A 22348-nucleotide genomic window follows, 5' to 3' on the forward strand; every position below is an offset into this window, starting at 1 on the left:
CGGCTGGCAGTCGGCAGCGGCAGCCGGTGGCCCGCCTGTTCCGACGCCCGTCCGTACGAGGCCCAGAACCCGGGGAACGCGGAGCGCCCCCGCAGCGGCGTCCGGCGTTCTCTCCGTACCCTGAACCCATGTCCTCACGTCGCCGGATCTGCCCCGAGTGCCGTCGCGAGATCGCTGTCGTCGCCGGGCGGTTCGCCCGGCACGACCCCGCGGGGGCGCGGGGGAGCGGGGAACTCGTGTCCTGCCCGGGGTCGCGCAGGCACGCGGAGCTCGGGGCCTCCCAGCCGGCGCTGGACGGGTACGTCGTGGCGGACTTCCCCGGCCAGCTTCCGCTCTTCTGACTCTCGCGGTCTCCCGGCTGCCGGGCGGCCCGGGTCCGCCGGGCCCGGGCCTCTCCGGCGCCGCGCCCGGTTCAGTCCCGGCCCACCTGCCTGTCTGTGCCCCGTCAGTACCTCGTCAGCACGCCGTCAGTTCCCCGCCACCGACTTGACCGCCACCGACACCGGTGTGGAACCGCTGATCAGTTCCAGGGTCAGGCCCGCCGTCGCCGGGGTGTCCACCAGCTCCGCGAGGACCGCGGCCACGTCGTCGCGCGGGACCGGTCCACGGCCCGTGGCGGCCTCCAGGCGGACCAGGCCCGTGCCCGCGTCGGTCGTCAGCATTCCGGGGCGCAGGATCGTCCAGTCCAGGCCGCGGTGAGCGCGTACGTACGCGTCGGCCTCGCCCTTGGCGCGCAGATACGCGTCGAAGACCTCGTCCCCGGGGTGTTCCGGGTCCGCGCCCATGGAGGAGACGACCACATGGCGTCGTACCCCGGCCCGGGCCGCCGCGTCCGCGAAGAGCACCGCGGCGCCCCGGTCCACGGTCTCCTTGCGGGCCGCCCCGCTGTCCGGGCCCGCGCCCGCCGCGAAGATCGCGGCGTCCGCGCCCCGCAGATGCGCGGAGACCTCCTCCTCCGAAGCGGACTCCAGATCGCACAGGACCGGCTCGGCGCCGGCCGCCCGCAGATCGTCGCCCTGTTCGGCTCGGCGGATGATCCCCGCGACCTCGTCACCGCGCGCGGAGAGCAACCGCTCAAGCCGCAACGCGATCTGACCATGACCTCCAGCGATAACAATGCGCATGTTTCCGACCGTACGCCCGGATGGAGACACTCGCCGCACAACCCTGTGGATAACTCGTGAGTCTCTTGAGAGATCACGTTGTACGAGGGGGACGCCGTCAGGCGTCATAAGGAGACCGTCATCACCGCCACACGCAAGAGCCCCGCCACCAGCAAGAGCCCTGTCATACGCAGGACTCTCACCGCGGTCGGCTGCACCACCGCCCTGCTCTCCGGAGTGGCCGCCTGCGGCACGGTGGAGAACCTCACCGCCGGTCAGAAGGTGGACCAGGCCGTCGGAGGGCTCGGCGAAAAGAAGTCACTCGCCTTCGAGTTGGGGCTCGACGCCAAGCCCTCGGCACTCGTGAAGCTGGCCGGAGGAGCCGAGGCCGAGGACGAGATGCCGGTCGAGCTCGCGAAGGTCTTCACCGAACTGCGGGTCAAGGTGTCCGTCGAGTCGCGCAAGCCGCTCGCCGACTCGGGTGAGAAGGACCTCGTCGGTACAGGTATGTCGGTCTCGGGGCCCGACGGCGTCCTGGCCGAGTACCGCCTCGTCGACGGCTACACGTACTACCGGGCCGACATGAAGGCGTTCGGCGAGGCGATGGGCTTCCCCCTGCCGACCGCCGACGAGCTCCCTGAGAGCGAGAAGGAGCTCAAGCCGGTCCTTGAGGGCAAGTGGGTCAAGGTCGACAACCGCGAACTCGACCGCGCCGCGAAGGACGCCACCGGCAAGGGCGGCGAGGACGGCAAGGACGGCAAGGGCAAGGGCGGCGAGGCCGATCCGGCTGAGGAGATCGACAGCAGGACCCAGCAGAAGATCCTCAAGGCGGTGCGCTCGGTCGTCGCCCGCGAGGTCACCTTCAGCGACAAGGGAGGCAGCGACGGCGTCGAACGGATCGTCGCCAAGGCCTCGTTCCGCGACCTGCTCACCGGCATCCTCGACAAGCTGCGGCCGCTGGCCGACGAACTCCCGGCGGGCGCCGAACTGCCCACCAAGGAGGACCTGAAGGAAGCTCCGGACGAGAAGGTAGCCGTCAACTTCTCCCTGAAGGACGGTGACCTGACCCGCGTCTCCGTCGACCTCGCCACCCTGGCCGACGACCCGAAGGGCGCCAAGCTCCCGCTGGTCATCAAGTTCGGCGAAGCCGGGGACGTCAGTGTCCCGTCCGGCGCCACGAAGCTGCCCGCGGGAGAGTTCGGCGGTCTGGGCAACCCGCTCACCAGCGGTCTGCTGGGCGGCTTCTGACCCCCTGTTCGCCACCGCATTCGTCACACCAGCGGACGACCGCGCGCGCGGGCAGGCCAACCACCCTCACGCGCGCGTGAGGCCCAACAGCCTCCACGCGCGCGTGCCGCGCACCTCACCACGACCCGCCACCCGCCACCCGCAACCCACGCCGAGCGCCCCGCGGTTCACGACTGCCCCGTCCGCCCCTGCCGTGGCAGGTCCAGTGCCACGGCCACCGCCGAGTTGCAGTACTCCCGCACCGCGCTCGTCCGCGCCACCACGCGCCCCCGGTGCACCACGATCCGGCTGTACGCCAGCGACAGCGCACCGTCGAGCCGGTCCCCGCGCACCGCGAGCAGCTCCGCCGGGAAGCCGGCCTCCACGCGCACCTCGGGCAGCCCCAGTACCGCCCGCGCCGACGAACTCACCGCGTCGTACGCGTCGGCCGACCGCAGCCCGTACCGCGAGGCCAGCAGATACGCCGCCTCCAGCGGGTCCCCGCGTCCCACGGGGTTCGACATGTCCCGCAGGGCGCCGCTCCCGGCCGCGACCCGCACCCCGGCCGCCCGCAGCAGCCGTACCGGAGCCGTGCCGCGGCGGTCCACGCCCGAACAGCCGCCCTGGGGCAGGCAGACGACGGTCACCCCGGCCGCGGCGAGCTGGTCGGCCGACCGCGCGGCCACCTCGGCGGGCAGCCGGCTCAGCCCTCCGCAGGGGCCGAGTGTCACCCCGGGCCGCAGCCCGCCCGCCATCGCCGCGAGGCGCCCGAGCCGGGCCGGATCGTCACTGTCCGTATGCAGATCGACCGGGCAGCCCTGCTCCGAGGCGACCTCCAGGACCGCCTCCACGTATCCCGTCGGATCCGGGTCCAGATCCGGACAACCGCCCACTACGGAGGCGCCCATCTTCACCGCGTCCCGCAGCATCGCCAGCCCGTCGGCCCCGGCGAGTCCGGTGAGTACCCGGGGCATCGCCACGACCGTCAGCTCGACGAGCCCGCGCAGCGCGCGCCGCGCCTGGAGCACCGCCGCCATCGGGCCCAGCCCTTGGACGTCCCCCACGCGCACGTGCGAGCGGACGGCGGTCGCCCCGTGCCCGAGCTGCAGGAGCGCGGCCTCGGTCGTACGGCGCTGGACCTCCTGACCCTCGTACGAGGCCGGGCCCTCGCCGTCGGCCGACAGGGCCGTGTCGCCGTGGGTGTGGGGCTCCGCCGGGGCCGGCAGGAGCAGATAACCGGAGAGGTCCACGCGCGCGGTGTGCGCGGTGAGGCTGCCCGCCGTGCCGACCGCCTCGATGCGTCCGTCCGCCAGCCGTACGTCCACGAGCCGGCCGTCGGTGAGCCGCGCACCGCAGAGCAGCAGGTCGGACCCGTTGGCCCGGCCGGACGAGTCGGAGGAACCCGCGGAGCCCGACGAGGACGAGGAGCCCGACGAGGAGTGGTGCGGCTGCGGCTGGCTGTCTGGCATCGCGCTCCTGGGGCTCGGCGGCTGCGCAGGAGAGGCACAAGATCACGCAGCGTGAGTCGAGCCTAGGGTGACGATCGGCACACATCGAGGAGGAGCGAAATAGTCGTACCGGTGTGGTCAGCCGTGCCGGAGAGGCGGGTGGAACAGCCGGTGAGGGCCCAAGAACAGGCCGGGACCGGTGCCGCGAAACGGATTTGGGCGATCGGCCGCCGAGCGTGTAATGTCTTCATCGCTCGCCCCAATAGCTCAGTCGGTAGAGCGTCTCCATGGTAAGGAGAAGGTCTACGGTTCGATTCCGTATTGGGGCTCTGGTGTGGGAGGTTCCCGTCGAAAGGCGGGAACTGATCACATCAAAGCGGTGTAGCTCAGTCGGTAGAGCAAGCGGCTCATAATCGCTGTGTCACCGGTTCAAGTCCGGTCACCGCTACTGACGGTAGCCGATTGCGGGGTCGGTCCTTCGATCGGTTACTCTCGTATGCGTTAATCCATGTCCCATCCGTCCGGCAAGGAGCACTCACGTGGCTGCCACCGACGTCCGCCCGAAGATCACGCTGGCCTGCGTGGAGTGCAAGGAGCGGAACTACATCACCAAGAAGAACCGGCGTAACAACCCGGATCGCATGGAGATGAAGAAGCACTGCCCGCGTTGCAACTCGCACACTGCGCACCGCGAAACGCGATAAAAAAGGCTCGTTCACGAGGCCGCCCCCTGTAATCGGGGGGCGGCCTCGCGTCGTTGAACACCAGTTGCGAACCAGTGCGAACCAGGAGGTGCCGAGCCGATGGCGCTCGACCAGTCCTTCGTAGGGCGGTCCTACCCGCCCACCGACCCGTACGAGGTCGGCCGGGAGAAGATCCGTGAATTCGCGGAAGCGGTGGGAGACCCCAATCCCGCCTACACGGACCCGGAAGCGGCCAAGGCCCTCGGCCACCCCGATGTGATCGCGCCGCCGACTTTCGTGTTCGCGATCACTTTCAAGGCCGCGGGACAGGTCATTCAGGACCCGCAACTGGGTCTCGACTACAGCCGGGTCGTGCACGGTGATCAGAAGTTCGTCCACCGGCGCCCGGTGCGCGCGGGGGACCGGCTGACGGTCACGTCCACCATCGAGGCGATCAAGTCGATGGCGGGCAACGACATCCTGGACATTCGCGGCGAGGTCCGCGACGAGGCCGGTGAGCACGTGGTGACCGCCTGGACCAAGCTCGTGTCCCGTGCGGCCGAGGAGGCGTGAACCGATGACCGCGAAGATCGCGTACGACGACGTCGAGGTCGGCACCGAGCTGCCGGCCCAGACCTTCGGAGTGACCCGCGCCACGCTCGTGCAGTACGCGGGCGCCTCGGGAGACTTCAACCCGATCCACTGGAACGAGAAGTTCGCCAAGGAGGTCGGCCTCCCGGACGTCATCGCGCACGGCATGTTCACCATGGCCGAGGCGATCCGGGTCGTCACCGACTGGACCGGGGACCCGGGCGCGGTCGTCGAGTACGGCGTCCGCTTCACCAAGCCCGTCGTCGTCCCGAACGATGACGAGGGCGCCACGATCGAGGTCAGCGGCAAGGTCGCCGTCAAGCTCGACGACAACACCGTGCGCGTCGACCTCGTCGCGATGAGCGCCGGCCAGAAGGTACTGGGCATGTCCCGGGCCGTCGTACGACTGGCCTGACGACCGGCCTGACGGCGGCTCGGACAGCAGCACCGTGAGTAAGGGGCGCCCGCAATTGCGGGCGCCCCTTACCTGTACGCGCTTACCCGTACGCACTCGTGCGCGCCCTCCCTCCCGCGGGCCGTCGGAACCACCCCTTGACGTAGTTAGTGATTGAGTACTAACTTCGTCGCATGGTCAGGATGAGTGCAGAGGAAAGGCGTGAGAGCGTCATTCGCGCGGCGATGAGCGAGTTCGCCCGGGGCGGCTATAACGGCACGTCCACCGAGGTGATCGCCAAGCGCGTGGGGGTCTCGCAGCCGTACCTCTTCCGGCTCTTCCCGGGCAAGAAGGCGATCTTCCTGGCGGCCGCCGAACGCTGCCTGGACGACAGCATCCGTACGTTCGAGAAAGCGTCCGAAGGGCTGCGGGGCGAGGAGGCCCTGCACGCCATGGCGGACGCGTACACCAGGGTCATCGCCGAGGAGCCCGAGCGGCTGCTCATGCAGATGCAGATGTACGTCGCGGTGGCGGCGGCCGAGCAGGCCGGTGACCGCGAACTCGGCGAGGCGGTGCGGGCCGGCTGGATGCGGCTGTGGGACGCCGTCCACCTGCCGCTCGGCGCCGACATGGAGGAGACCACGACCTTCATGGCCTACGGCATGCTCATCAACTGCCTGTTGGCCATGGGGTTCCCGCCCCAGCACCGGGTGTGGGAAGGGCTCTACCCGTCGGCCCGGGTCAAGGGCCGGCTCGAACACTGAAGCGGAACACTGAAGCGCGACGCCGGAGCGGAACGGCACAACCGAACAGTGCGACGGAAGGCGGCGGAGAACGGCGCCTTCTCATGACCTCAAAAGTTAGTCATCAATAACTAACCGACAGCTAGCGATCACCCGCTGGGGGAGCGATGTCACAGCAGACGCCAGGGCAGAAGCCACAGCAGACCGAACGTCGCGGGGGAGCCGTCTGGGCCCTCGTCATCACCAGCGTCGCCGGATTCATGGCGGCCCTCGACAACCTCGTCGTCACCACGGCCCTGCCCTCGATCCGCGAGGACTTCGGGGGAGCGCTCGACGACCTGGAATGGACTGTGAGCGCGTACACGCTCACCTTCGCCGTGCTGCTGATGTTCGGCGCGGCCCTCGGCGACCGGTTCGGCCGCCGCCGGCTCTTCCTCGTCGGCATCACCGTCTTCACCGGAGCGTCCGCCGCGGCGGCCATGGCCCCCGGCATCGACTCACTGATCGCCGCCCGCGCGGTCCAGGGCGTCGGCGCGGCCATCATGATGCCGCTGACCCTGACCCTGCTGACGGCCGCCGTGCCGGCCGCCAAGCGCGGGATGGCGTACGGGATATGGGGTGCCGTCAACGGTCTCGCGGTCGCCTCGGGGCCGCTCATCGGAGGCAGCCTCACCGAGCACCTGTCCTGGCAGTGGATCTTCTGGCTGAACGTTCCGCTGGGCCTCGCCCTCCTGCCGCTCGCCCGGCTGCGCCTCTCGGAGTCGTTCGGCGCCGGTGCCCCGCTCGACATCCGCGGCACCCTGCTCGCCAGCGGCGGCCTCTTCGGAATCGTCTACGGGCTGGTCCGCGCGCCTGTCGTCGGCTGGAGCGACGGTGTGGTCCTGCTCGCCCTGTTCGGGGGTACGGCTCTGCTCACCGGCTTCGTGTTCCACGGCATGCGGGCCAAGAACCCGATGCTGCCGATGCGGCTCTTCCGTAGTCGCGCCTTCGCCGGGATCAACGCGGCGAGCCTGCTGATGTTCCTCGGGATGTTCGGCTCGATCTTCCTGCTCAGCCAGTACATGCAGGGCGTCCTCGGCTACTCGCCCACCGAGGCGGGGCTGCGCATGCTGCCGTGGACCGGTATGCCGATGCTCGTCGCGCCGATCGCGGGCTACCTGTCCGACCGCATCGGCGGCCGTCCCGTCGTCGCCGCGGGCCTGTTCCTCCAGGCCGTCGGGCTCGGCTGGTTCGCCGTCGTGGTCGAGGCCGACACCTCGTACTCCGCGCAGCTGCCCGCCCTGATCATCAGCGGCATCGGGATGTCCCTCTTCTTCGCTCCCGCCTCCAGCCTGGTCATGTCCAGTGTCCGGGCACAGGAGCAGGGGATCGCGTCCGGCGCCAACAACGCGCTGCGCGAGGTCGGCGGGGCGCTCGGTATCGCGGTGATGGCCTCGATCTTCTCCGCCCAGGGCGGCTACGAGAGCGCGCAGACCTTCGTGGACGGCATCCGGCCCGCTCTGTGGGTCGGCTCGGTGGCGGTCGCTGTGGCCGGGTTCGCGGCGCTGTACATCCCGAGTCGCCGGCGGGGGGCGGCCGGGCCGGAGGAGGGCGTGAAGGCCCCGGCGCCCGTGCTGGAGACGGTGGCGCACTGAGTCCGCGGGCCGGTGGGGGCGGGCCGCACAGTTCCCCGCGCCCCGCCCCCACCGGCCCGCACGGACCACGCGGCTTCCTGAGAACGGCCCCGCCCGACCCGGCGGGGCCGTTCTCGTACTCTGGGGGCGTGCAGGAACTCCACGACACCCCCCTCGCCCCGCTGACCACCTTCCGGCTCGGCGGTCCCGCGGCCCGGCTGATCACCGCGACCACCGACGACGAGGTGATCGCCGCCGTCCGCGAGGCCGACGACTCCGGTACGCCGCTGCTGGTGATCGGCGGCGGATCCAACCTGGTCATCGGCGACAAGGGCTTCCCGGGCACCGCCCTGCGCATCGCCACGCGCGGCTTCGAGCTGAACGGTACGAAGCTGGAGCTGGCCGCAGGCGAGGTGTGGACCGACGCGGTCGCCCGTACCGTCGAGGCCCGTCTCGCGGGCATCGAGTGCCTCGCCGGGATCCCGGGCTCGGCCGGTGCGACACCGATCCAGAACGTGGGCGCGTACGGCCAGGAAGTGTCGTCGACGATCACCGAAGTGATCGCCTATGACCGGGAGAGCCGCGAGACGGTCACCATGTCGAACGCCGAGTGCGCCTTCTCGTACCGGCACAGTCGTTTCAAGAGCGATCCCGAGCGGTTCGTCGTGCTGCGTGTCCGCTTCGAGCTGGAGGACGCCGCCGGGCTGTCCGCGCCGCTGAGGTACGCCGAGACGGCCCGCATGCTCGGCGTCGGACCCGGCGACCGCGTGCCCGTGGACGCGGCCCGCGAGACCGTCCTGAAGCTGCGCTCCGGGAAGGGCATGGTGCTCGACCCCGAGGACCACGACACCTGGTCGGCCGGCTCGTTCTTCACCAACCCGATCCTCACGCGCGAGGAGTTCGCCGCGTTCCACGCGCGCGTGGCGGAGCGCCTGGGTGAGGGAGTGGTCCCGCCCGCCTACCCCGCGGACGACGAGCACACCAAGACCTCCGCGGCCTGGCTGATCGACAAGTCGGGCTTCACCAAGGGGTACGGCACCGGTCCCGCCCGTATCTCCACCAAGCACACCCTGGCCCTCACCAACCGGGGCGGGGCCACCACGGAGGACCTCCTCGCGCTCGCCCGCGAGGTCGTCGCAGGGGTCCACGACGCCTTCGGGATCACGCTCGTCAACGAACCGGTGACGGTGGGCGTCAGCCTCTGAGACCGCCGCCCCACGCCCGCCCCGCGTCCGCCCGGTGCCTGCTTCAGGCGGCCGGGGCGGTCAGCCAGTCGTCGATCCCGGACAGCAGCTTCTCCTTGATGCCCTGCGGGGCCGCCGAGGCGCGTACCGACTGCCGTGCCAGTTCGGACAGTTCGGCGTCGGTGAAGCCGTGGTGGCGGCGCGCGATGTCGTACTGGGCGGCCAGCCGGGAGCCGAACAGCAGCGGGTCGTCGGCGCCGAGCGCCATGGGCACGCCCGCCTCGAAGAGCGTGCGCAGGGGGACGTCCTCCGGCTTCTCGTAGACGCCCAGGGCGACGTTCGACGCCGGGCAGACCTCGCAGGTGATGCCGCGGTCCGCGAGCCGCTTCAGCAGCCGCGGGTCCTCGGCGGCCCGTACCCCGTGCCCGATCCGCGAGGCGTGCAGGTCGTCCAGGCAGTCGCGCACGGACGCGGGGCCCGTCAGCTCACCGCCGTGCGGCGCCGCCAGCAGCCCGCCCTCCCGGGCGATCGCGAAGGCCCGGTCGAAGTCCCGCGCCATGCCCCGCCGCTCGTCATTGGAGAGCCCGAACCCGACGATGCCGCGGTCCGCGTACCGCACGGCCAGGCGGGCCAGCGTGCGGGCGTCCAGGGGGTGCTTCATCCGGTTCGCGGCGACCAGGACCCGCATACCGAGCCCGGTCTCGCGCGAGGCCGTGTCCACCGCGTCCAGGATGACCTCCAGGGCGGGGATCAGACCGCCCAGGCGCGGCGCGTACGACGTGGGGTCGACCTGGATCTCCAGCCACCCCGAGCCGTCCTTGAGGTCCTCCTCGGCGGCCTCGCGCACGAGCCGCTGAATGTCCTCGGGATCTCTGAGGCACGACCGCGCCGCGTCGTACAGACGCTGGAAGCGGAACCAGCCGCGCTCGTCCGTCGCCCGCAGCTTGGGCGGCTCGCCGCTCGTCAGCGCGTCGGGCAGATGGATCCCGTGCTTGTCGGCCAGTTCCAGCAGGGTGGTGTGCCGCATCGAACCGGTGAAATGCAGGTGCAGATGAGCCTTGGGCAGCTCAGAGACCTTACGTACGTGCTCCATTCAAGGATCCTGCCGCACGCCGGCGCCGTATCGGTAGCGCTTTCCCTGAACGTGGTCTTGCTCGCACGAAGAAACGAAGAAGTGGGGGACAGAAACGAAGAAGTGGGGGGACACGAAGAAGCGGGCCGCCTCCCGGAGGAAGCGGCCCGCCTCACCCGCTGACGTGAGCGGGCTCAGTACTTACTGTCGTGCGTGCGTTCAGTCCTTGGCCTCCGCCAGGAGCTTCTGGATCCGCGAGACGCCCTCGACGAGGTCCTCGTCACCCAGCGCGTACGACAGCCGCAGATAACCCGGCGTACCGAAGGCCTCGCCCGGGACAACCGCGACCTCGGCCTCCTCCAGGATCAGCGCGGCCAGCTCGACGGAGTCCTGCGGGCGCTTGCCGCGGATCTCCTTGCCGAGGAGCGCCTTCACCGAGGGGTACGCGTAGAACGCGCCCTCGGGCTCCGGGCAGAGCACGCCGTCGATCTCGTTGAGCATGCGCACGATCGTCTTGCGGCGGCGGTCGAAGGCCTCGCGCATCTCGGCGACGGCCGTCAGGTCGCCCGAGAGGGCGGCGACGGCCGCGGCCTGGGCGACGTTCGACACGTTCGACGTGGCGTGGGACTGCAGGTTGGTCGCGGCCTTCACCACGTCCTTGGGGCCGATGACCCACCCGACCCGCCAGCCGGTCATCGCGTACGTCTTCGCGACGCCGTTGACCACGATGCACTTGTCGCGCAGCTCAGGAAGTACTGCGGGCAGCGAGGTGAACTTCGCGTCCCCGTAGACCAGGTGCTCGTAGATCTCGTCCGTCATCACCCACAGACCGTGCTCGACGGCCCAGCGGCCGATGGCCTCGGTGTCCTCGGCGCTGTAGACGGCGCCGGTCGGGTTGGAGGGCGAGACGAAGAGGACGACCTTGGTCTTCTCCGTACGGGCCGCCTCCAGCTGCTCGACCGAGACGCGGTAGCCCGTCGTCTCGTCCGCGACGACGTCCACCGGGACACCGCCGGCGAGACGGATCGACTCGGGGTACGTCGTCCAGTACGGGGCCGGGACGATGACCTCGTCGCCCGGGTCGAGGATCGCGGCGAACGCCTCGTAGATGGCCTGCTTGCCGCCGTTGGTCACCAGGACCTGGGAGGCGTCCACCTCGTAGTGGGAGTCACGCAGCGTCTTGGCGACGATCGCCGCCTTCAGCTCGGGAAGGCCGCCGGCCGGCGTGTAGCGGTGGTACTTCGGGTTCTTGCATGCCTCGATGGCGGCCTCGACGACGTAGTCCGGGGTCGGGAAGTCGGGCTCACCGGCGCCGAAGCCGATCACCGGACGTCCGGCGGCCTTGAGGGCCTTGGCCTTGGCGTCCACGGCGAGGGTGGCGGACTCGGAGATCGCGCCGACTCGGGCGGAGACCCGGCGCTCGGTGGGAGGGATTGCAGCGCTCATGGGGCCCATCGTTTCAGACCGGAAACGTCCCCGGCACACTGGTTTCACGGACTGGGCAACGCCGGACGAACCGGGGGCCCGGTACGCGCAAAGTCCGTACGGACACTTTCTGTTCGACGACCGGCCGCCGACCACGTACACTCTCACCTCGTTGGCCTTCACCGGCCGCGCTCTTCCGGTGCACTCCGAGCACCCGGTCGGATGCGGTACGTTGTGGGGGAAGCAAAGGGTCGTAGCTCAATTGGTAGAGCACTGGTCTCCAAAACCAGCGGTTGGGGGTTCAAGTCCCTCCGGCCCTGCTACACACTCCTTTCACCAGGATGTGTGCACATGTACGTACTGCATTGCACCGCCGTGCGGCTCACACCGGGCGCGGCACGGCCACGACCCGGAATCAGGTGAGGACGAGTGACGGACGCCGTGGGCTCCATCGACATGCCTGATGCCCAGGATGAGGCGCCGGAGTCCCAGAAGAAGGGCCGCAAGGGCGGTAAGCGTGCCAAGAAGGGCCCGCTGAAGCGCCTCGCCCTCTTCTACCGCCAGATCGTCGCGGAGCTCCGCAAGGTTGTCTGGCCGACCCGCAATCAGCTGACGACGTACACCACAGTGGTGATTGTGTTCGTTGTCATCATGATCGGTCTGGTGACTGTGATTGACTTCGGACTCGACAAGGCCGCCAAGTACGTCTTCGGCTAGGCCAAGCGCGAAGGGCGCCGTACCCGGCGCCCGTTTTCGCGTGTTCCACCCCCATGATCCAGGAAGAAGCAGCCACCGTGTCTGACCCGAACCTGAACGATGCCGTCGAGTCGGTCGAGTCCCGTGACGACGAGCTCGACATCGTCGAGGGCGCGGACGTCGAGGACGAGGTCGAGGCTGCCGACGCCGCGGCGGGCGAGCCCGCCGAAGAGGCCGCGCTGCACGGCGAGGACGAGTCCGACGAGGACGACACCGCCCCGGCCGCCGAGTCCGACGAGGACGAGTCCGATGAGGACACGACCGACGAGGACGTAGCCGCCGAGTCCGACGAGGAGGAGGCGGAGGAGGCCGAGCCGGTCGACCCCGTCACCGCCCTTCGCGAGGAACTGCGCGCGCTGCCCGGCGAGTGGTACGTCATCCACACGTACGCCGGTTACGAGAACCGCGTGAAGACCAACCTCGAACAGCGTGCCGTCTCGCTGAACGTCGAGGACTTCATCTTCGCGGCCGAGGTGCCGCAAGAAGAGGTCGCGCAGATCAAGAACGGCGAGCGCAAGACCATCAAGCAGAACAAGCTCCCCGGCTACGTGCTGGTGCGCATGGATCTGACGAACGAGTCCTGGGGTGTCGTCCGCAACACCCCCGGCGTCACCGGCTTCGTGGGCAACGCCTACGACCCGTACCCGCTGACGCTGGACGAGATCGTCAAGATGCTCGCCCCCGAGGCCGAGGAGAAGGCGGCCCGCGAGGCCGCCGAGGCCGAGGGCAAGCCGGCGCCGTCCCGCAAGCTCGAGGTCCAGGTGCTGGACTTCGAGGTGGGCGACTCGGTCACCGTCACCGACGGCCCGTTCGCGACGCTGCAGGCGACCATCAACGAGATCAACGCCGACTCGAAGAAGGTCAAGGGCCTCGTCGAGATCTTCGGCCGCGAGACTCCGGTGGAGCTCAGCTTCGACCAGATCCAGAAGAACTGACGTTCTTTCGGACCGCACGCTTCCGACCAGGTCAGACAGGCTCTCGCTGGGGGTATCTCCCGCTTGCGGGGGACCGTCTGACCTGCTCGGTTTTAGGCTGCGCACCGATACCCGTTATCGTTGTGCGGTATGCCTCCATCCGGATGATCCGGAATGGATGGCCGGAAACTCTCACTAGGACCCGGAGAGAGCAATGCCTCCCAAGAAGAAGAAGGTCACGGGGCTTATCAAGCTCCAGATCCAGGCCGGTGCGGCCAACCCGGCGCCGCCGGTCGGCCCCGCACTGGGCCAGCACGGCGTCAACATCATGGAGTTCTGCAAGGCCTACAACGCGGCGACCGAGTCGCAGCGCGGCTGGGTCATCCCGGTGGAGATCACGGTCTACGAAGACCGCTCCTTCACCTTCATCACCAAGACCCCGCCGGCCGCGAAGATGATCCTCAAGGCCGCTGGTGTCGAGAAGGGCTCCGGCGAGCCCCACAAGACCAAGGTCGCCAAGATCAGCCAGGCCCAGGTCCGCGAGATCGCCACCACCAAGATGGCCGACCTCAACGCCAACGACCTGGACGCCGCGTCGAAGATCATCGCCGGCACCGCCCGTTCCATGGGCATCACGGTCGAGGGCTGATCCCCACCCTTGTAGAACACCGTGGCAGGGCCTGCTCGGCCCCTACCACGACTCCTCAGAGCACACAGGAGCAGTAGTGAGCAAGCGCAGCAAGTCTCTCCGCGCTGCGGACGCGAAGATCGACCGGGAGAAGCAGTACGCCCCGCTCGAGGCCGTCCGTCTCGCCAAGGAGACCTCCACCTCCAAGTTCGACGGCACCGTCGAGGTCGCCTTCCGTCTGGGTGTCGACCCGCGCAAGGCCGACCAGATGGTCCGCGGCACCGTGAACCTCCCGCACGGCACCGGCAAGACCGCCCGGGTCCTGGTCTTCGCGACCGGTGACCGTGCCGAGGCCGCGACTGCCGCCGGCGCCGACATCGTCGGTTCCGACGAACTCATCGACGAGGTGGCGAAGGGGCGTCTGGACTTCGACGCCGTCGTCGCCACCCCGGACCTCATGGGCAAGGTCGGCCGCCTGGGCCGCGTCCTCGGCCCGCGTGGTCTGATGCCGAACCCGAAGACGGGCACCGTGACCCCGGACGTGGCCAAGGCCGTGACCGAGATCAAGGGCGGCAAGATCGAGTTCCGCGTCGACAAGCACTCGAACCTGCACTTCATCATCGGCAAGGCGTCGTTCGACGACACGCAGCTGGTGGAGAACTACGGCGCCGCGCTCGACGAGATCCTTCGTCTGAAGCCGTCGGCCGCCAAGGGTCGCTACATCAAGAAGGCCACGATCAGCACCACGATCGGCCCCGGCATCGCTGTCGACTCGAACCGCACCCGCAACCTCCTCGTCGAGGAGGACCCGGCCGCCGTCTGAGCCTGACGCTCACCGGTAGCCGCGTCGCAGACGCGATTTCAGGACGGGCCCCGCAACCTTTCGAGGTGCGGGGCCCGTCTTTGCGTCTGCGCCCGGTGTTCGGTGCCTGATGCCTGATGCCCGATGCCTGGCGTCCCGGGTTTGTTTCCGGGTCGGATGTCGGTGGCCTGCGCTAGCGTGCGGGGCACAGGAATCGCATAGGGGGACGAATGATGAGCTCGATCGTGCGCCGGGTGGCCGTCTCGATAGCGGTGGCCGCCTCTCTGACCGGAGTCGCGGCCTGTAGCGGCTCGGACTCCGACGGGGGTTCCGGAGGAGACAGCAAGAGGTCCGCGGGGGACGGCAAGGACGACGGCGGGGCCGTGACTCGGACGGACGCGATCGCGGCCCTGCGTTCCGTGGAGAAGAGCACCGACGGCGCGGACTCCGCCAAGGTCGAGTCCACCACGACCATGGGCACGATGATGTCGATGGAGGCGGACGGCGCCCTCGGCTGGGCCGACGGACTCACCGGCAACCTGACGATCACGTACACCGGCGGCACGATGGCCGACCAGATGCGCCAGCTGGGCACCACCTCCATGGAGGCCCGCTATCTGCCGGACGCCTACTACGCGAAGATGGGCGACAAGTTCGCCGAGCAGTCCGGCGGCAAGCACTGGATCAAGTACGACTACGACGACCTGGCGGAGCTGGCCGGCGGATCGGGCGCGTACATGAAGGACCAGATGCAGAACACCACGCCGAACCAGTCGGTGAAGCTGCTGCTGGCCTCCGGGGACGTCGAGAAGGTCGGCGAGGAGAAGGTGCGCGGCGAGGACACCACGCACTACTCGGGCACGGTCGACGTCGCGGATCTCGCGGGCCGCAGCTCGTCCCTCTCCGCGAGTCAACTGGCCGATCTGAAGAGCCAGTTGGAGCAGGCGGGGGTGACCACCGAGACCATCGACATCTGGGTGAACGACAAGGACCTGCTGGTCAAGAAGGCCGAGAAGGGCAAGCTGGCGACCGGCTCGATGTCCTCGACGGCGTACTACAGCGACTACGGCGTCGACGTCTCCGCCGAGGAGCCCGCGGCGGACGACACCGCGGACTTCAAGGACCTCATGCGGAGCCAGCCGGCAGGCTGAGGCACCCCGGCCCCCGGCCCCCGGGCCGCCCGGATCGGGGCGTCCCGCCGTCCCGATCCGGCCCCGCATCCGGTCCCGTACCGAGCCCCCTTCGGCCTCGCTCCCGGAAGTCACAGGAGTCACAGGCGTCACACAGGTCACGTTGCAACTCGCAGGACTGCCTGAACCCCGCTGGGATACGCTCGCGGCTTCTGTGAGTCGCTCATCTGTTCCTTGGGGGGAACCATGAAGCTTTCTGTGCGCACGCCTGTACGTCGTAGGGCGACGGGCGCGGTCGTCGCCGCGCTCGTCCTCGGTGGGGGAGCCGTCGGCTGTTCCAAGGGGGACGAGGAGTCCCCCGAGATGACGCCCGCCGCGGCTGTGGCCAAGGCGGCGAAGAACACCGAGGACATCACCTCCATCAGCTACCGGATGACCGGCAGGACACCGGAGGAGGGGCGCATCAAGGCCGAGGCCCAGATGCGTATGAAGCCCGACGTCGCCATGAGCATGAAGATGACCGCCCTCGACCAGGGCGCGGACGGCAAGGCCGAGATCCGACTGGTCGACAAGGCGATGTACATCGGCGGGGGCGCCGCGGCGGCCAAGGAGATGGACGGCAAGAGCTGGATCAAGTTCGACATGTCCACGCTGGGTGACGACGCGCTGGGCGGAGGCGGGGCCCCGGGCGCCGGGACGGCCGACAAGAACCCGGCGCAGGAGTCCACCTTCCTCACCGGCTCCAAGGACGTGAAGAAGGTCGGCACCGAGAAGGTCGAGGGCGTCGAGACCACCCACTACAAGGGCACGGTCACCCTCGACGAGTTCCGCAAGACCCTCAAGACCGAGAGCAAGGCCACCCGGGAACAGCGGGAGAAGAGCCTGGAGCAGTACGAGAAGCTGGGCCTGGACGCGCTCACGATGGACATGTGGGTCGACGGCGAGGACCACACCAAGCAGTTCCGTATGCAGGGCGACGCCGACAAGGGCAAGCTCGACATGACCATCACCTTCCTCGACTACAACAAGCCCGTGACTGTCGAGGCCCCGCCGGCCAAGGACGTCATGGACCTGGCCGAGATGATGGGCGACCTGAAGGGCTGATCCGCCCAGCGGAGCCGTGCCGGCCGGGGTGTGGAGACCGGCCGGTGCGCGGCCCCGGTGCACGGATTTGCTTGACAGTGCCCCGTTCACGTAATCTTCCACAGAAGCCAAAGACCGCTGGTCGTTGCTGTGCTCTCGTCAGAGGACGCGGTGACCGAAGGATCCGCTGAATTGCGGACGACCCGCGCAGGTGACCGTGGATAAGCTCCCGGACAGTCCCGTACCTTCGTACGGATTTCAGTCTGGTAGAGCTACGCCCCGTGCGCCTGCGCCGGGGCGTTTCGTTTTCCCAGTCTCCTTCTGAGCGGTCCTCATCACCCGGAAGGAGGCCACGCTTATGGCAAGGCCCGACAAGGCTGCCGCGGTAGCCGAGCTCGCGGACCAGTTCCGTAGCTCGAACGCCGCTGTGCTGACCGAGTACCGGGGTCTCACCGTGGCGCAGCTCAAGACGCTGCGTCGTTCGCTCGGTGAAGACGCCCAGTACGCCGTGGTGAAGAACACGCTGACCAAGATCGCGGCCAACGAGGCCGGGATCTCCACGCTCGACGACCTGTTCAACGGTCCGACAGCGGTTGCCTTCATCTCCGGTGACCCGGTGACGTCGGCGAAGGGTCTTCGTGACTTCGCCAAGGACAACCCGAACCTCGTCATCAAGGGCGGTGTCCTTGACGGCAAGGCGCTGTCCGCCGACGAGATCAAGAAGCTCGCGGACCTCGAGTCCCGCGAGGTTCTGCTCTCCAAGCTGGCGGGTGCCATGAAGGGCAAGCAGTCTCAGGCTGCCTCCCTCTTCCAGGCGCTCCCGTCGAAGTTCGTCCGCACCGCGGAGGCGCTTCGCGTCAAGCTCGAAGAGCAGGGCGGTGCCGAGTAACTCGGCTCGCGCATTGACCGCCGCCTGAGGCGACGGTCGTAGCGGGCCGAACGTACGCCCGCCTCACCAGTACATCCCGGCACCTGCCGAATTAGTGGAAGGACGCCATCATGGCGAAGCTGTCCCAGGAAGAGCTGCTCGCGCAGTTCGAGAACCTCACCCTCATCGAGCTCTCCGAGTTCGTGAAGGCCTTCGAGGAGAAGTTCGACGTCACCGCCGCCGCCGCGGTCGCCGCCGGCCCCGCCGCCGCTGCCGCCCCGGCCGAGGCCGAGGCCGAGCAGGACGAGTTCGACGTCATCCTCACGGGTGCCGGCGAGAAGAAGATCCAGGTCATCAAGGTCGTGCGTGAGCTCACCTCGCTGGGTCTGAAGGAGGCCAAGGACCTCGTCGACGGCGCTCCGAAGCCCGTCCTGGAGAAGGTCGACAAGGCCGCCGCGGAGAAGGCTGCCGAGTCCCTCAAGGGCGCCGGCGCCTCCGTCGAGGTCAAGTGACCCGACGAGTCCGCCAGGACTCCTGCGAGCCGCGTAGAGCCGCTTTCGTAGCGGTGTAACGCTGACGCACCGAAGAGCGATCACCCATCTGGGTGGTCGCTCTTCGGCGTTCGAGGGGGCCGTGCGGCGACTGCCTTGCGCTGTCGGTCGCGACGAGTATGGTGATCTTCGTTCGTGCCTCCAGCCGCCCGTGACGGGCTGCGAGACAGGTTGCAAGTGACGGTGGCAGCACCCGGTTCGGGCATGGGGGGCCTTGACGAACCGCACGCAGCGCGCAATTCTCAGGACGCGTCGTCACAACGATCCGGATCCGAGGCATGGATCGGCGGCGAAGAGGGCAGTATCGATGTGCATCGAGGGCGTGGCTTGCAGCAGGGGTTGAGAACAACGAGGGTCTTCAAAAACCCGCACTGGACATCAGTGGGCCTAGTGGCTACACTGACCCTTTGCGCTGCCTGTTAGCTGCCTCCTGCCCGTCACCAGGGGCATACCCTCGCTTGAGCACCGCGGAACGAACTGATCCTGACCTGGTCTTATGTCGACCGGCTCGGGGAAGGTCCGTCCCGGTGCCCCGCTTGGGACCGGTACGCGCGTAGTGAGTCCGAGCCCTCGGAAGGACCCCCTCTTGGCCGCCTCGCGCACTGCCTCGACCGCGAATACGAACAACGGCGCCAGCACCGCCCCGCTGCGCATCTCCTTTGCAAAGATCAAGGAGCCCCTCGAGGTTCCGAACCTTCTTGCGCTGCAGACCGAAAGTTTTGACTGGCTGCTCGGCAACGACGCGTGGAAGGCTCGTGTCGAGGCGGCTCTGGACAGTGGACAGGACGTCCCCACGAAGTCCGGTCTGGAGGAGATCTTCGAGGAGATCTCCCCGATCGAGGACTTCTCAGGGTCGATGTCCCTGACGTTCCGCGACCACCGCTTCGAGCCTCCCAAGAACTCGATCGACGAGTGCAAGGAGCGCGACTTCACGTTCGCCGCGCCGCTCTTCGTCACCGCCGAGTTCACCAACAACGAGACCGGCGAGATCAAGTCCCAGACCGTCTTCATGGGTGATTTCCCGCTCATGACGAACAAGGGCACCTTCGTCATCAACGGCACCGAGCGTGTCGTGGTGTCGCAGCTGGTCCGTTCGCCGGGTGTCTACTTCGACTCCTCCATCGACAAGACGTCCGACAAGGACATCTTCTCCGCGAAGGTCATCCCGTCCCGGGGTGCCTGGCTGGAGATGGAGATCGACAAGCGCGACATGGTCGGTGTCCGCATCGACCGCAAGCGCAAGCAGTCCGTCACCGTCCTGCTCAAGGCTCTCGGTTGGACGACCGAGCAGATCCTCGAGGAGTTCGGCGAGTACGAATCCATGCGCGCCACCCTGGAGAAGGACCACACCCAGGGCCAGGACGACGCACTGCTCGACATCTACCGCAAGCTGCGTCCGGGCGAGCCGCCGACCCGTGAGGCCGCGCAGACGCTGCTTGAGAACCTCTACTTCAACCCCAAGCGCTACGACCTCGCCAAGGTCGGCCGCTACAAGGTCAACAAGAAGCTGGGCGGCGAAGCGCCGCTCGACGCCGGGATCCTGACCGTCGAGGACATCATCTCGTCGATCAAGTACCTGGTGAAGCTGCACGCCGGTGAGACCGAGACCGTCGGGAACAACGGCACCCAGATCGTCGTCGAGACCGACGACATCGACCACTTCGGCAACCGCCGTCTGCGCAACGTGGGCGAGCTCATCCAGAACCAGGTCCGTACGGGTCTGGCGCGTATGGAGCGAGTCGTCCGCGAGCGCATGACGACCCAGGACGTCGAGGCGATCACGCCGCAGACCCTGATCAACATCCGGCCGGTCGTCGCCTCCATCAAGGAGTTCTTCGGCACCAGCCAGCTGTCGCAGTTCATGGACCAGAACAACCCGCTGTCGGGTCTCACCCACAAGCGCCGTCTGTCGGCGCTTGGCCCGGGTGGTCTCTCCCGTGAGCGGGCCGGCTTCGAGGTCCGTGACGTACACCCCTCGCACTACGGCCGCATGTGCCCGATCGAGACCCCCGAAGGCCCGAACATCGGCCTGATCGGCTCGCTCGCCTCCTACGGCCGGGTCAACGCGTTCGGCTTCGTCGAGACGCCCTACCGCCGGGTCACCGACGGTGTCGTCACCGACGAGGTCGACTACCTGACCGCCGACGAGGAGGACCGCTTCGTCATCGCGCAGGCCAACGCCGTGCTCAACGACGACATGCGGTTCAACGAGGCCCGCGTCCTGGTCCGCCGCCGTGGCGGAGAGGTCGACTACGTCCCCGGTGACGACGTCGACTACATGGACGTCTCGCCGCGCCAGATGGTGTCCGTCGCAACCGCGATGATCCCCTTCCTGGAGCACGACGACGCCAACCGTGCCCTCATGGGCGCGAACATGATGCGCCAGGCCGTGCCGCTGATCACCGCCGAGGCCCCCCTCGTCGGTACGGGCATGGAGTACCGCTGCGCCGTCGACGCCGGTGACGTCATCAAGGCCGAGAAGACCGGTGTGGTCCAGGAGGTCTCCGCGGACTACGTCACGGTGGCCAACGACGACGGCACCTACACCACCTACCGGGTGGCCAAGTTCTCCCGCTCCAACCAGGGGACCTCGGTCAACCAGAAGGTCGTCGTCGACGAGGGCGACCGGGTCGTCGAGAACCAGGTTCTCGCCGACGGTCCGGCCACCCAGGAAGGCGAGATGGCGCTGGGCAAGAACCTGCTCGTCGCCTTCATGCCGTGGGAGGGTCACAACTACGAGGACGCGATCATCCTGTCGCAGCGCCTCGTGCAGGACGACGTCCTCTCCTCGATCCACATCGAGGAGCACGAGGTCGACGCCCGTGACACCAAGCTCGGCCCCGAGGAGATCACCCGGGACATCCCGAACGTCTCCGAGGAGGTCCTCGCCGACCTCGACGAGCGCGGCATCATCCGCATCGGTGCCGAGGTCGTCGCCGGTGACATCCTGGTCGGCAAGGTCACGCCCAAGGGTGAGACCGAGCTGACCCCGGAGGAGCGCCTGCTCCGCGCGATCTTCGGTGAGAAGGCGCGAGAGGTGCGCGACACCTCGCTGAAGGTGCCGCACGGCGAGATCGGCAAGGTCATCGGCGTCCGCGTCTTCGACCGTGAAGAGGGCGACGAGCTGCCGCCGGGCGTGAACCAGCTGGTTCGTGTCTACGTGGCGCAGAAGCGCAAGATCACGGACGGCGACAAGCTCGCCGGCCGGCACGGCAACAAGGGTGTCATCTCCAAGATCCTTCCGATCGAGGACATGCCCTTCCTCGAGGACGGCACGCCGGTCGACATCATCCTCAACCCGCTGGGTGTCCCGTCCCGAATGAACCCGGGACAGGTCCTGGAGATCCACCTCGGCTGGCTCGCCAGCCGCGGCTGGGACGTCTCCGGGCTCAGCGAGGACTGGGCGCGTCGACTGCAGTCCATCGAGGCCGACCAGGTCGCCCCGGGGACCAACGTCGCCACCCCCGTCTTCGACGGTGCGCGTGAGGACGAGCTCGCGGGTCTGCTCCAGCACACGATCCCGAACCGTGACGGCGACCGCATGGTCCTCCCGTCCGGCAAGGCGCGGATGTTCGACGGCCGCTCCGGCGAGCCGTTCCCGGAGCCGGTCTCGGTCGGCTACATGTACATCCTCAAGCTCCACCACCTGGTCGACGACAAGCTGCACGCCCGCTCGACCGGTCCGTACTCGATGATCACCCAGCAGCCGCTGGGTGGTAAGGCCCAGTTCGGTGGCCAGCGCTTCGGTGAGATGGAGGTGTGGGCGCTGGAGGCTTACGGCGCCGCATACGCCCTCCAGGAACTGCTGACCATCAAGTCCGACGACGTGACCGGCCGCGTGAAGGTCTACGAGGCCATCGTCAAGGGCGAGAACATTCCTGAGCCCGGCATTCCCGAGTCCTTCAAGGTGCTCATCAAGGAAATGCAGTCGCTCTGCCTCAACGTGGAGGTGCTGTCCTCGGACGGCATGTCCATCGAGATGCGCGACACGGACGAGGACGTCTTCCGCGCCGCGGAGGAGCTCGGTATCGACCTGTCCCGGCGTGAGCCGAGCAGCGTCGAAGAGGTCTGACGGGTCTGGCCGGGGCTCGCTGAACACGAGCCCCGGCTAACCAACCCCGGACCCCAGTCAG

21 protein-coding genes and 3 tRNA genes are annotated in these 22348 nt (G+C 68.4%); 20 read left to right on the forward strand and 4 right to left on the reverse strand.

What is annotated here, in order from left to right; genetic code table 11:
- Positions 1–128 precede the first annotated feature (128 nt).
- On the forward strand, positions 129–341 hold the full coding sequence (locus tag IE278_RS28230; protein WP_189776098.1) for a hypothetical protein: 213 nt from the start codon (positions 129–131) through the stop codon (positions 339–341).
- Positions 342–467: 126 nt separating this feature from the next.
- Here the strand turns inward: IE278_RS28230 and IE278_RS28235 are convergent, their stop codons facing one another.
- The gene (locus tag IE278_RS28235) at positions 468–1124 is read right to left on the reverse strand and encodes an NAD(P)H-binding protein (RefSeq protein ID WP_189776099.1); all 657 of its coding nucleotides are present in this window, start codon (positions 1122–1124) and stop codon (positions 468–470) included.
- 78 nt (positions 1125–1202) lie between these two features.
- On the opposite strand from IE278_RS28235, the gene IE278_RS28240 reads away from it, so the two are divergent.
- Positions 1203–2351, forward strand: a complete 1149-nt coding sequence (locus IE278_RS28240; protein WP_246570768.1) for a hypothetical protein — start codon at positions 1203–1205, stop codon at positions 2349–2351.
- 167 nt (positions 2352–2518) lie between these two features.
- Here IE278_RS28240 and IE278_RS28245 read toward each other — a convergent pair whose 3' ends face one another.
- Positions 2519–3799, reverse strand: a complete 1281-nt coding sequence (locus IE278_RS28245) for an amidohydrolase family protein (RefSeq protein ID WP_189776100.1) — start codon at positions 3797–3799, stop codon at positions 2519–2521.
- Between the two features lie 235 nt (positions 3800–4034).
- Between IE278_RS28245 and IE278_RS28250 the strand changes: the two genes are divergently transcribed.
- The 8 genes from IE278_RS28250 (at position 4035) to IE278_RS28285 (ending at position 9007) form a co-directional block, all read left to right on the forward strand.
- Positions 4035–4107 (forward strand) — tRNA-Thr (locus tag IE278_RS28250).
- Positions 4108–4153: 46 nt separating this feature from the next.
- Positions 4154–4226: transfer RNA gene (locus IE278_RS28255), tRNA-Met, on the forward strand.
- 91 nt (positions 4227–4317) lie between these two features.
- Positions 4318–4482, forward strand: coding sequence for a 50S ribosomal protein L33 (rpmG, locus tag IE278_RS28260; RefSeq protein WP_007265873.1), 165 nt, complete (start codon positions 4318–4320; stop codon positions 4480–4482).
- Between the two features lie 99 nt (positions 4483–4581).
- The gene (locus IE278_RS28265) at positions 4582–5034 is read left to right on the forward strand and encodes a MaoC family dehydratase N-terminal domain-containing protein (protein ID WP_189776101.1); all 453 of its coding nucleotides are present in this window, start codon (positions 4582–4584) and stop codon (positions 5032–5034) included.
- A gap of 4 nt (positions 5035–5038) precedes the next feature.
- Positions 5039–5467: a MaoC family dehydratase gene (locus IE278_RS28270; RefSeq protein ID WP_189776102.1), complete on the forward strand. Its 429-nt coding sequence runs from the start codon at positions 5039–5041 to the stop codon at positions 5465–5467.
- A 173-nt stretch (positions 5468–5640) separates the two neighbouring features.
- Positions 5641–6210, forward strand: coding sequence for a TetR/AcrR family transcriptional regulator (locus IE278_RS28275; protein WP_189776103.1), 570 nt, complete (start codon positions 5641–5643; stop codon positions 6208–6210).
- 146 nt (positions 6211–6356) lie between these two features.
- Positions 6357–7823 (forward strand): MFS transporter, encoded by a 1467-nt coding sequence (locus IE278_RS28280; RefSeq protein ID WP_189776104.1) that lies wholly within the window; start codon positions 6357–6359, stop codon positions 7821–7823.
- Between the two features lie 128 nt (positions 7824–7951).
- Entirely contained in the window at positions 7952–9007 is a 1056-nt protein-coding gene (locus IE278_RS28285; protein WP_189776105.1) for a UDP-N-acetylmuramate dehydrogenase, read from the forward strand.
- 43 nt (positions 9008–9050) lie between these two features.
- Here IE278_RS28285 and IE278_RS28290 read toward each other — a convergent pair whose 3' ends face one another.
- Together IE278_RS28290 and IE278_RS28295 are read right to left on the reverse strand one after the other, a co-directional pair.
- Positions 9051–10079, reverse strand: a complete 1029-nt coding sequence (locus IE278_RS28290) for an adenosine deaminase (RefSeq protein ID WP_189776106.1) — start codon at positions 10077–10079, stop codon at positions 9051–9053.
- A gap of 198 nt (positions 10080–10277) precedes the next feature.
- The gene (locus IE278_RS28295; RefSeq protein WP_189776107.1) at positions 10278–11504 is read right to left on the reverse strand and encodes a pyridoxal phosphate-dependent aminotransferase; all 1227 of its coding nucleotides are present in this window, start codon (positions 11502–11504) and stop codon (positions 10278–10280) included.
- Positions 11505–11730: 226 nt separating this feature from the next.
- Between IE278_RS28295 and IE278_RS28300 the strand changes: the two genes are divergently transcribed.
- The 10 genes from IE278_RS28300 to rpoB all read left to right on the forward strand — a co-directional run bounded on the left by IE278_RS28300 (position 11731) and on the right by rpoB (position 22287).
- A tRNA-Trp gene (locus IE278_RS28300) sits at positions 11731–11803 on the forward strand.
- Between the two features lie 109 nt (positions 11804–11912).
- Positions 11913–12200, forward strand: a complete 288-nt coding sequence (gene secE, locus IE278_RS28305; protein WP_055610500.1) for a preprotein translocase subunit SecE — start codon at positions 11913–11915, stop codon at positions 12198–12200.
- 77 nt (positions 12201–12277) lie between these two features.
- Positions 12278–13174, forward strand: coding sequence for a transcription termination/antitermination protein NusG (gene nusG / locus IE278_RS28310; RefSeq protein WP_189776108.1), 897 nt, complete (start codon positions 12278–12280; stop codon positions 13172–13174).
- 193 nt (positions 13175–13367) lie between these two features.
- Positions 13368–13802 carry a 50S ribosomal protein L11 gene (rplK, locus tag IE278_RS28315; RefSeq protein WP_189776109.1) on the forward strand — a complete coding sequence of 145 codons (435 nt, stop codon included), beginning with the start codon at positions 13368–13370 and terminating at the stop codon, positions 13800–13802.
- Positions 13803–13878: 76 nt separating this feature from the next.
- Positions 13879–14604, forward strand: a complete 726-nt coding sequence (gene rplA, locus IE278_RS28320) for a 50S ribosomal protein L1 (RefSeq protein ID WP_189776110.1) — start codon at positions 13879–13881, stop codon at positions 14602–14604.
- Positions 14605–14813: 209 nt separating this feature from the next.
- Positions 14814–15734: an SCO4651 family lipoprotein gene (locus IE278_RS28325; protein WP_189776111.1), complete on the forward strand. Its 921-nt coding sequence runs from the start codon at positions 14814–14816 to the stop codon at positions 15732–15734.
- Positions 15735–15959: 225 nt separating this feature from the next.
- A complete protein-coding gene (locus tag IE278_RS28330) occupies positions 15960–16817 on the forward strand; it encodes an SCO4651 family lipoprotein (RefSeq protein WP_189776112.1) in 858 nt (285 codons plus the stop codon).
- Positions 16818–17154: 337 nt separating this feature from the next.
- Positions 17155–17685 (forward strand): 50S ribosomal protein L10, encoded by a 531-nt coding sequence (gene rplJ, locus IE278_RS28335; RefSeq protein ID WP_107020985.1) that lies wholly within the window; start codon positions 17155–17157, stop codon positions 17683–17685.
- A 110-nt stretch (positions 17686–17795) separates the two neighbouring features.
- The gene (rplL, locus tag IE278_RS28340; protein ID WP_107020986.1) at positions 17796–18176 is read left to right on the forward strand and encodes a 50S ribosomal protein L7/L12; all 381 of its coding nucleotides are present in this window, start codon (positions 17796–17798) and stop codon (positions 18174–18176) included.
- Between the two features lie 625 nt (positions 18177–18801).
- Positions 18802–22287, forward strand: a complete 3486-nt coding sequence (gene rpoB, locus IE278_RS28345; protein WP_189776113.1) for a DNA-directed RNA polymerase subunit beta — start codon at positions 18802–18804, stop codon at positions 22285–22287.
- Positions 22288–22348: the final 61 nt, after the last annotated feature.

The sequence above is a fragment of the Streptomyces tauricus genome (genome assembly GCF_014650955.1).
Classification (GTDB): Bacteria; Actinomycetota; Actinomycetes; order Streptomycetales; family Streptomycetaceae; genus Streptomyces; species Streptomyces tauricus.

Bases quoted from the DNA above. Each gene is read 5' to 3' on its own strand.
- IE278_RS28230 (WP_189776098.1), top strand. From the start codon at position 129: ATGTCCTCACGTCGCCGGATCTGCCCCGAGTGCCGTCGCGAGATCGCT.
- IE278_RS28235 (WP_189776099.1), bottom strand. From the start codon at position 1,124: ATGCGCATTGTTATCGCTGGAGGTCATGGTCAGATCGCGTTGCGGCTT.
- IE278_RS28245 (WP_189776100.1), bottom strand. From the start codon at position 3,799: ATGCCAGACAGCCAGCCGCAGCCGCACCACTCCTCGTCGGGCTCCTCG.
- IE278_RS28265 (WP_189776101.1), top strand. From the start codon at position 4,582: ATGGCGCTCGACCAGTCCTTCGTAGGGCGGTCCTACCCGCCCACCGAC.
- IE278_RS28270 (WP_189776102.1), top strand. From the start codon at position 5,039: ATGACCGCGAAGATCGCGTACGACGACGTCGAGGTCGGCACCGAGCTG.
- IE278_RS28275 (WP_189776103.1), top strand. From the start codon at position 5,641: ATGGTCAGGATGAGTGCAGAGGAAAGGCGTGAGAGCGTCATTCGCGCG.
- IE278_RS28280 (WP_189776104.1), top strand. From the start codon at position 6,357: ATGTCACAGCAGACGCCAGGGCAGAAGCCACAGCAGACCGAACGTCGC.
- IE278_RS28290 (WP_189776106.1), bottom strand. From the start codon at position 10,079: ATGGAGCACGTACGTAAGGTCTCTGAGCTGCCCAAGGCTCATCTGCAC.
- IE278_RS28295 (WP_189776107.1), bottom strand. From the start codon at position 11,504: ATGAGCGCTGCAATCCCTCCCACCGAGCGCCGGGTCTCCGCCCGAGTC.
- rplK (WP_189776109.1), top strand. From the start codon at position 13,368: ATGCCTCCCAAGAAGAAGAAGGTCACGGGGCTTATCAAGCTCCAGATC.
- IE278_RS28325 (WP_189776111.1), top strand. From the start codon at position 14,814: ATGATGAGCTCGATCGTGCGCCGGGTGGCCGTCTCGATAGCGGTGGCC.
- IE278_RS28330 (WP_189776112.1), top strand. From the start codon at position 15,960: ATGAAGCTTTCTGTGCGCACGCCTGTACGTCGTAGGGCGACGGGCGCG.
- rplJ (WP_107020985.1), top strand. From the start codon at position 17,155: ATGGCAAGGCCCGACAAGGCTGCCGCGGTAGCCGAGCTCGCGGACCAG.
- rplL (WP_107020986.1), top strand. From the start codon at position 17,796: ATGGCGAAGCTGTCCCAGGAAGAGCTGCTCGCGCAGTTCGAGAACCTC.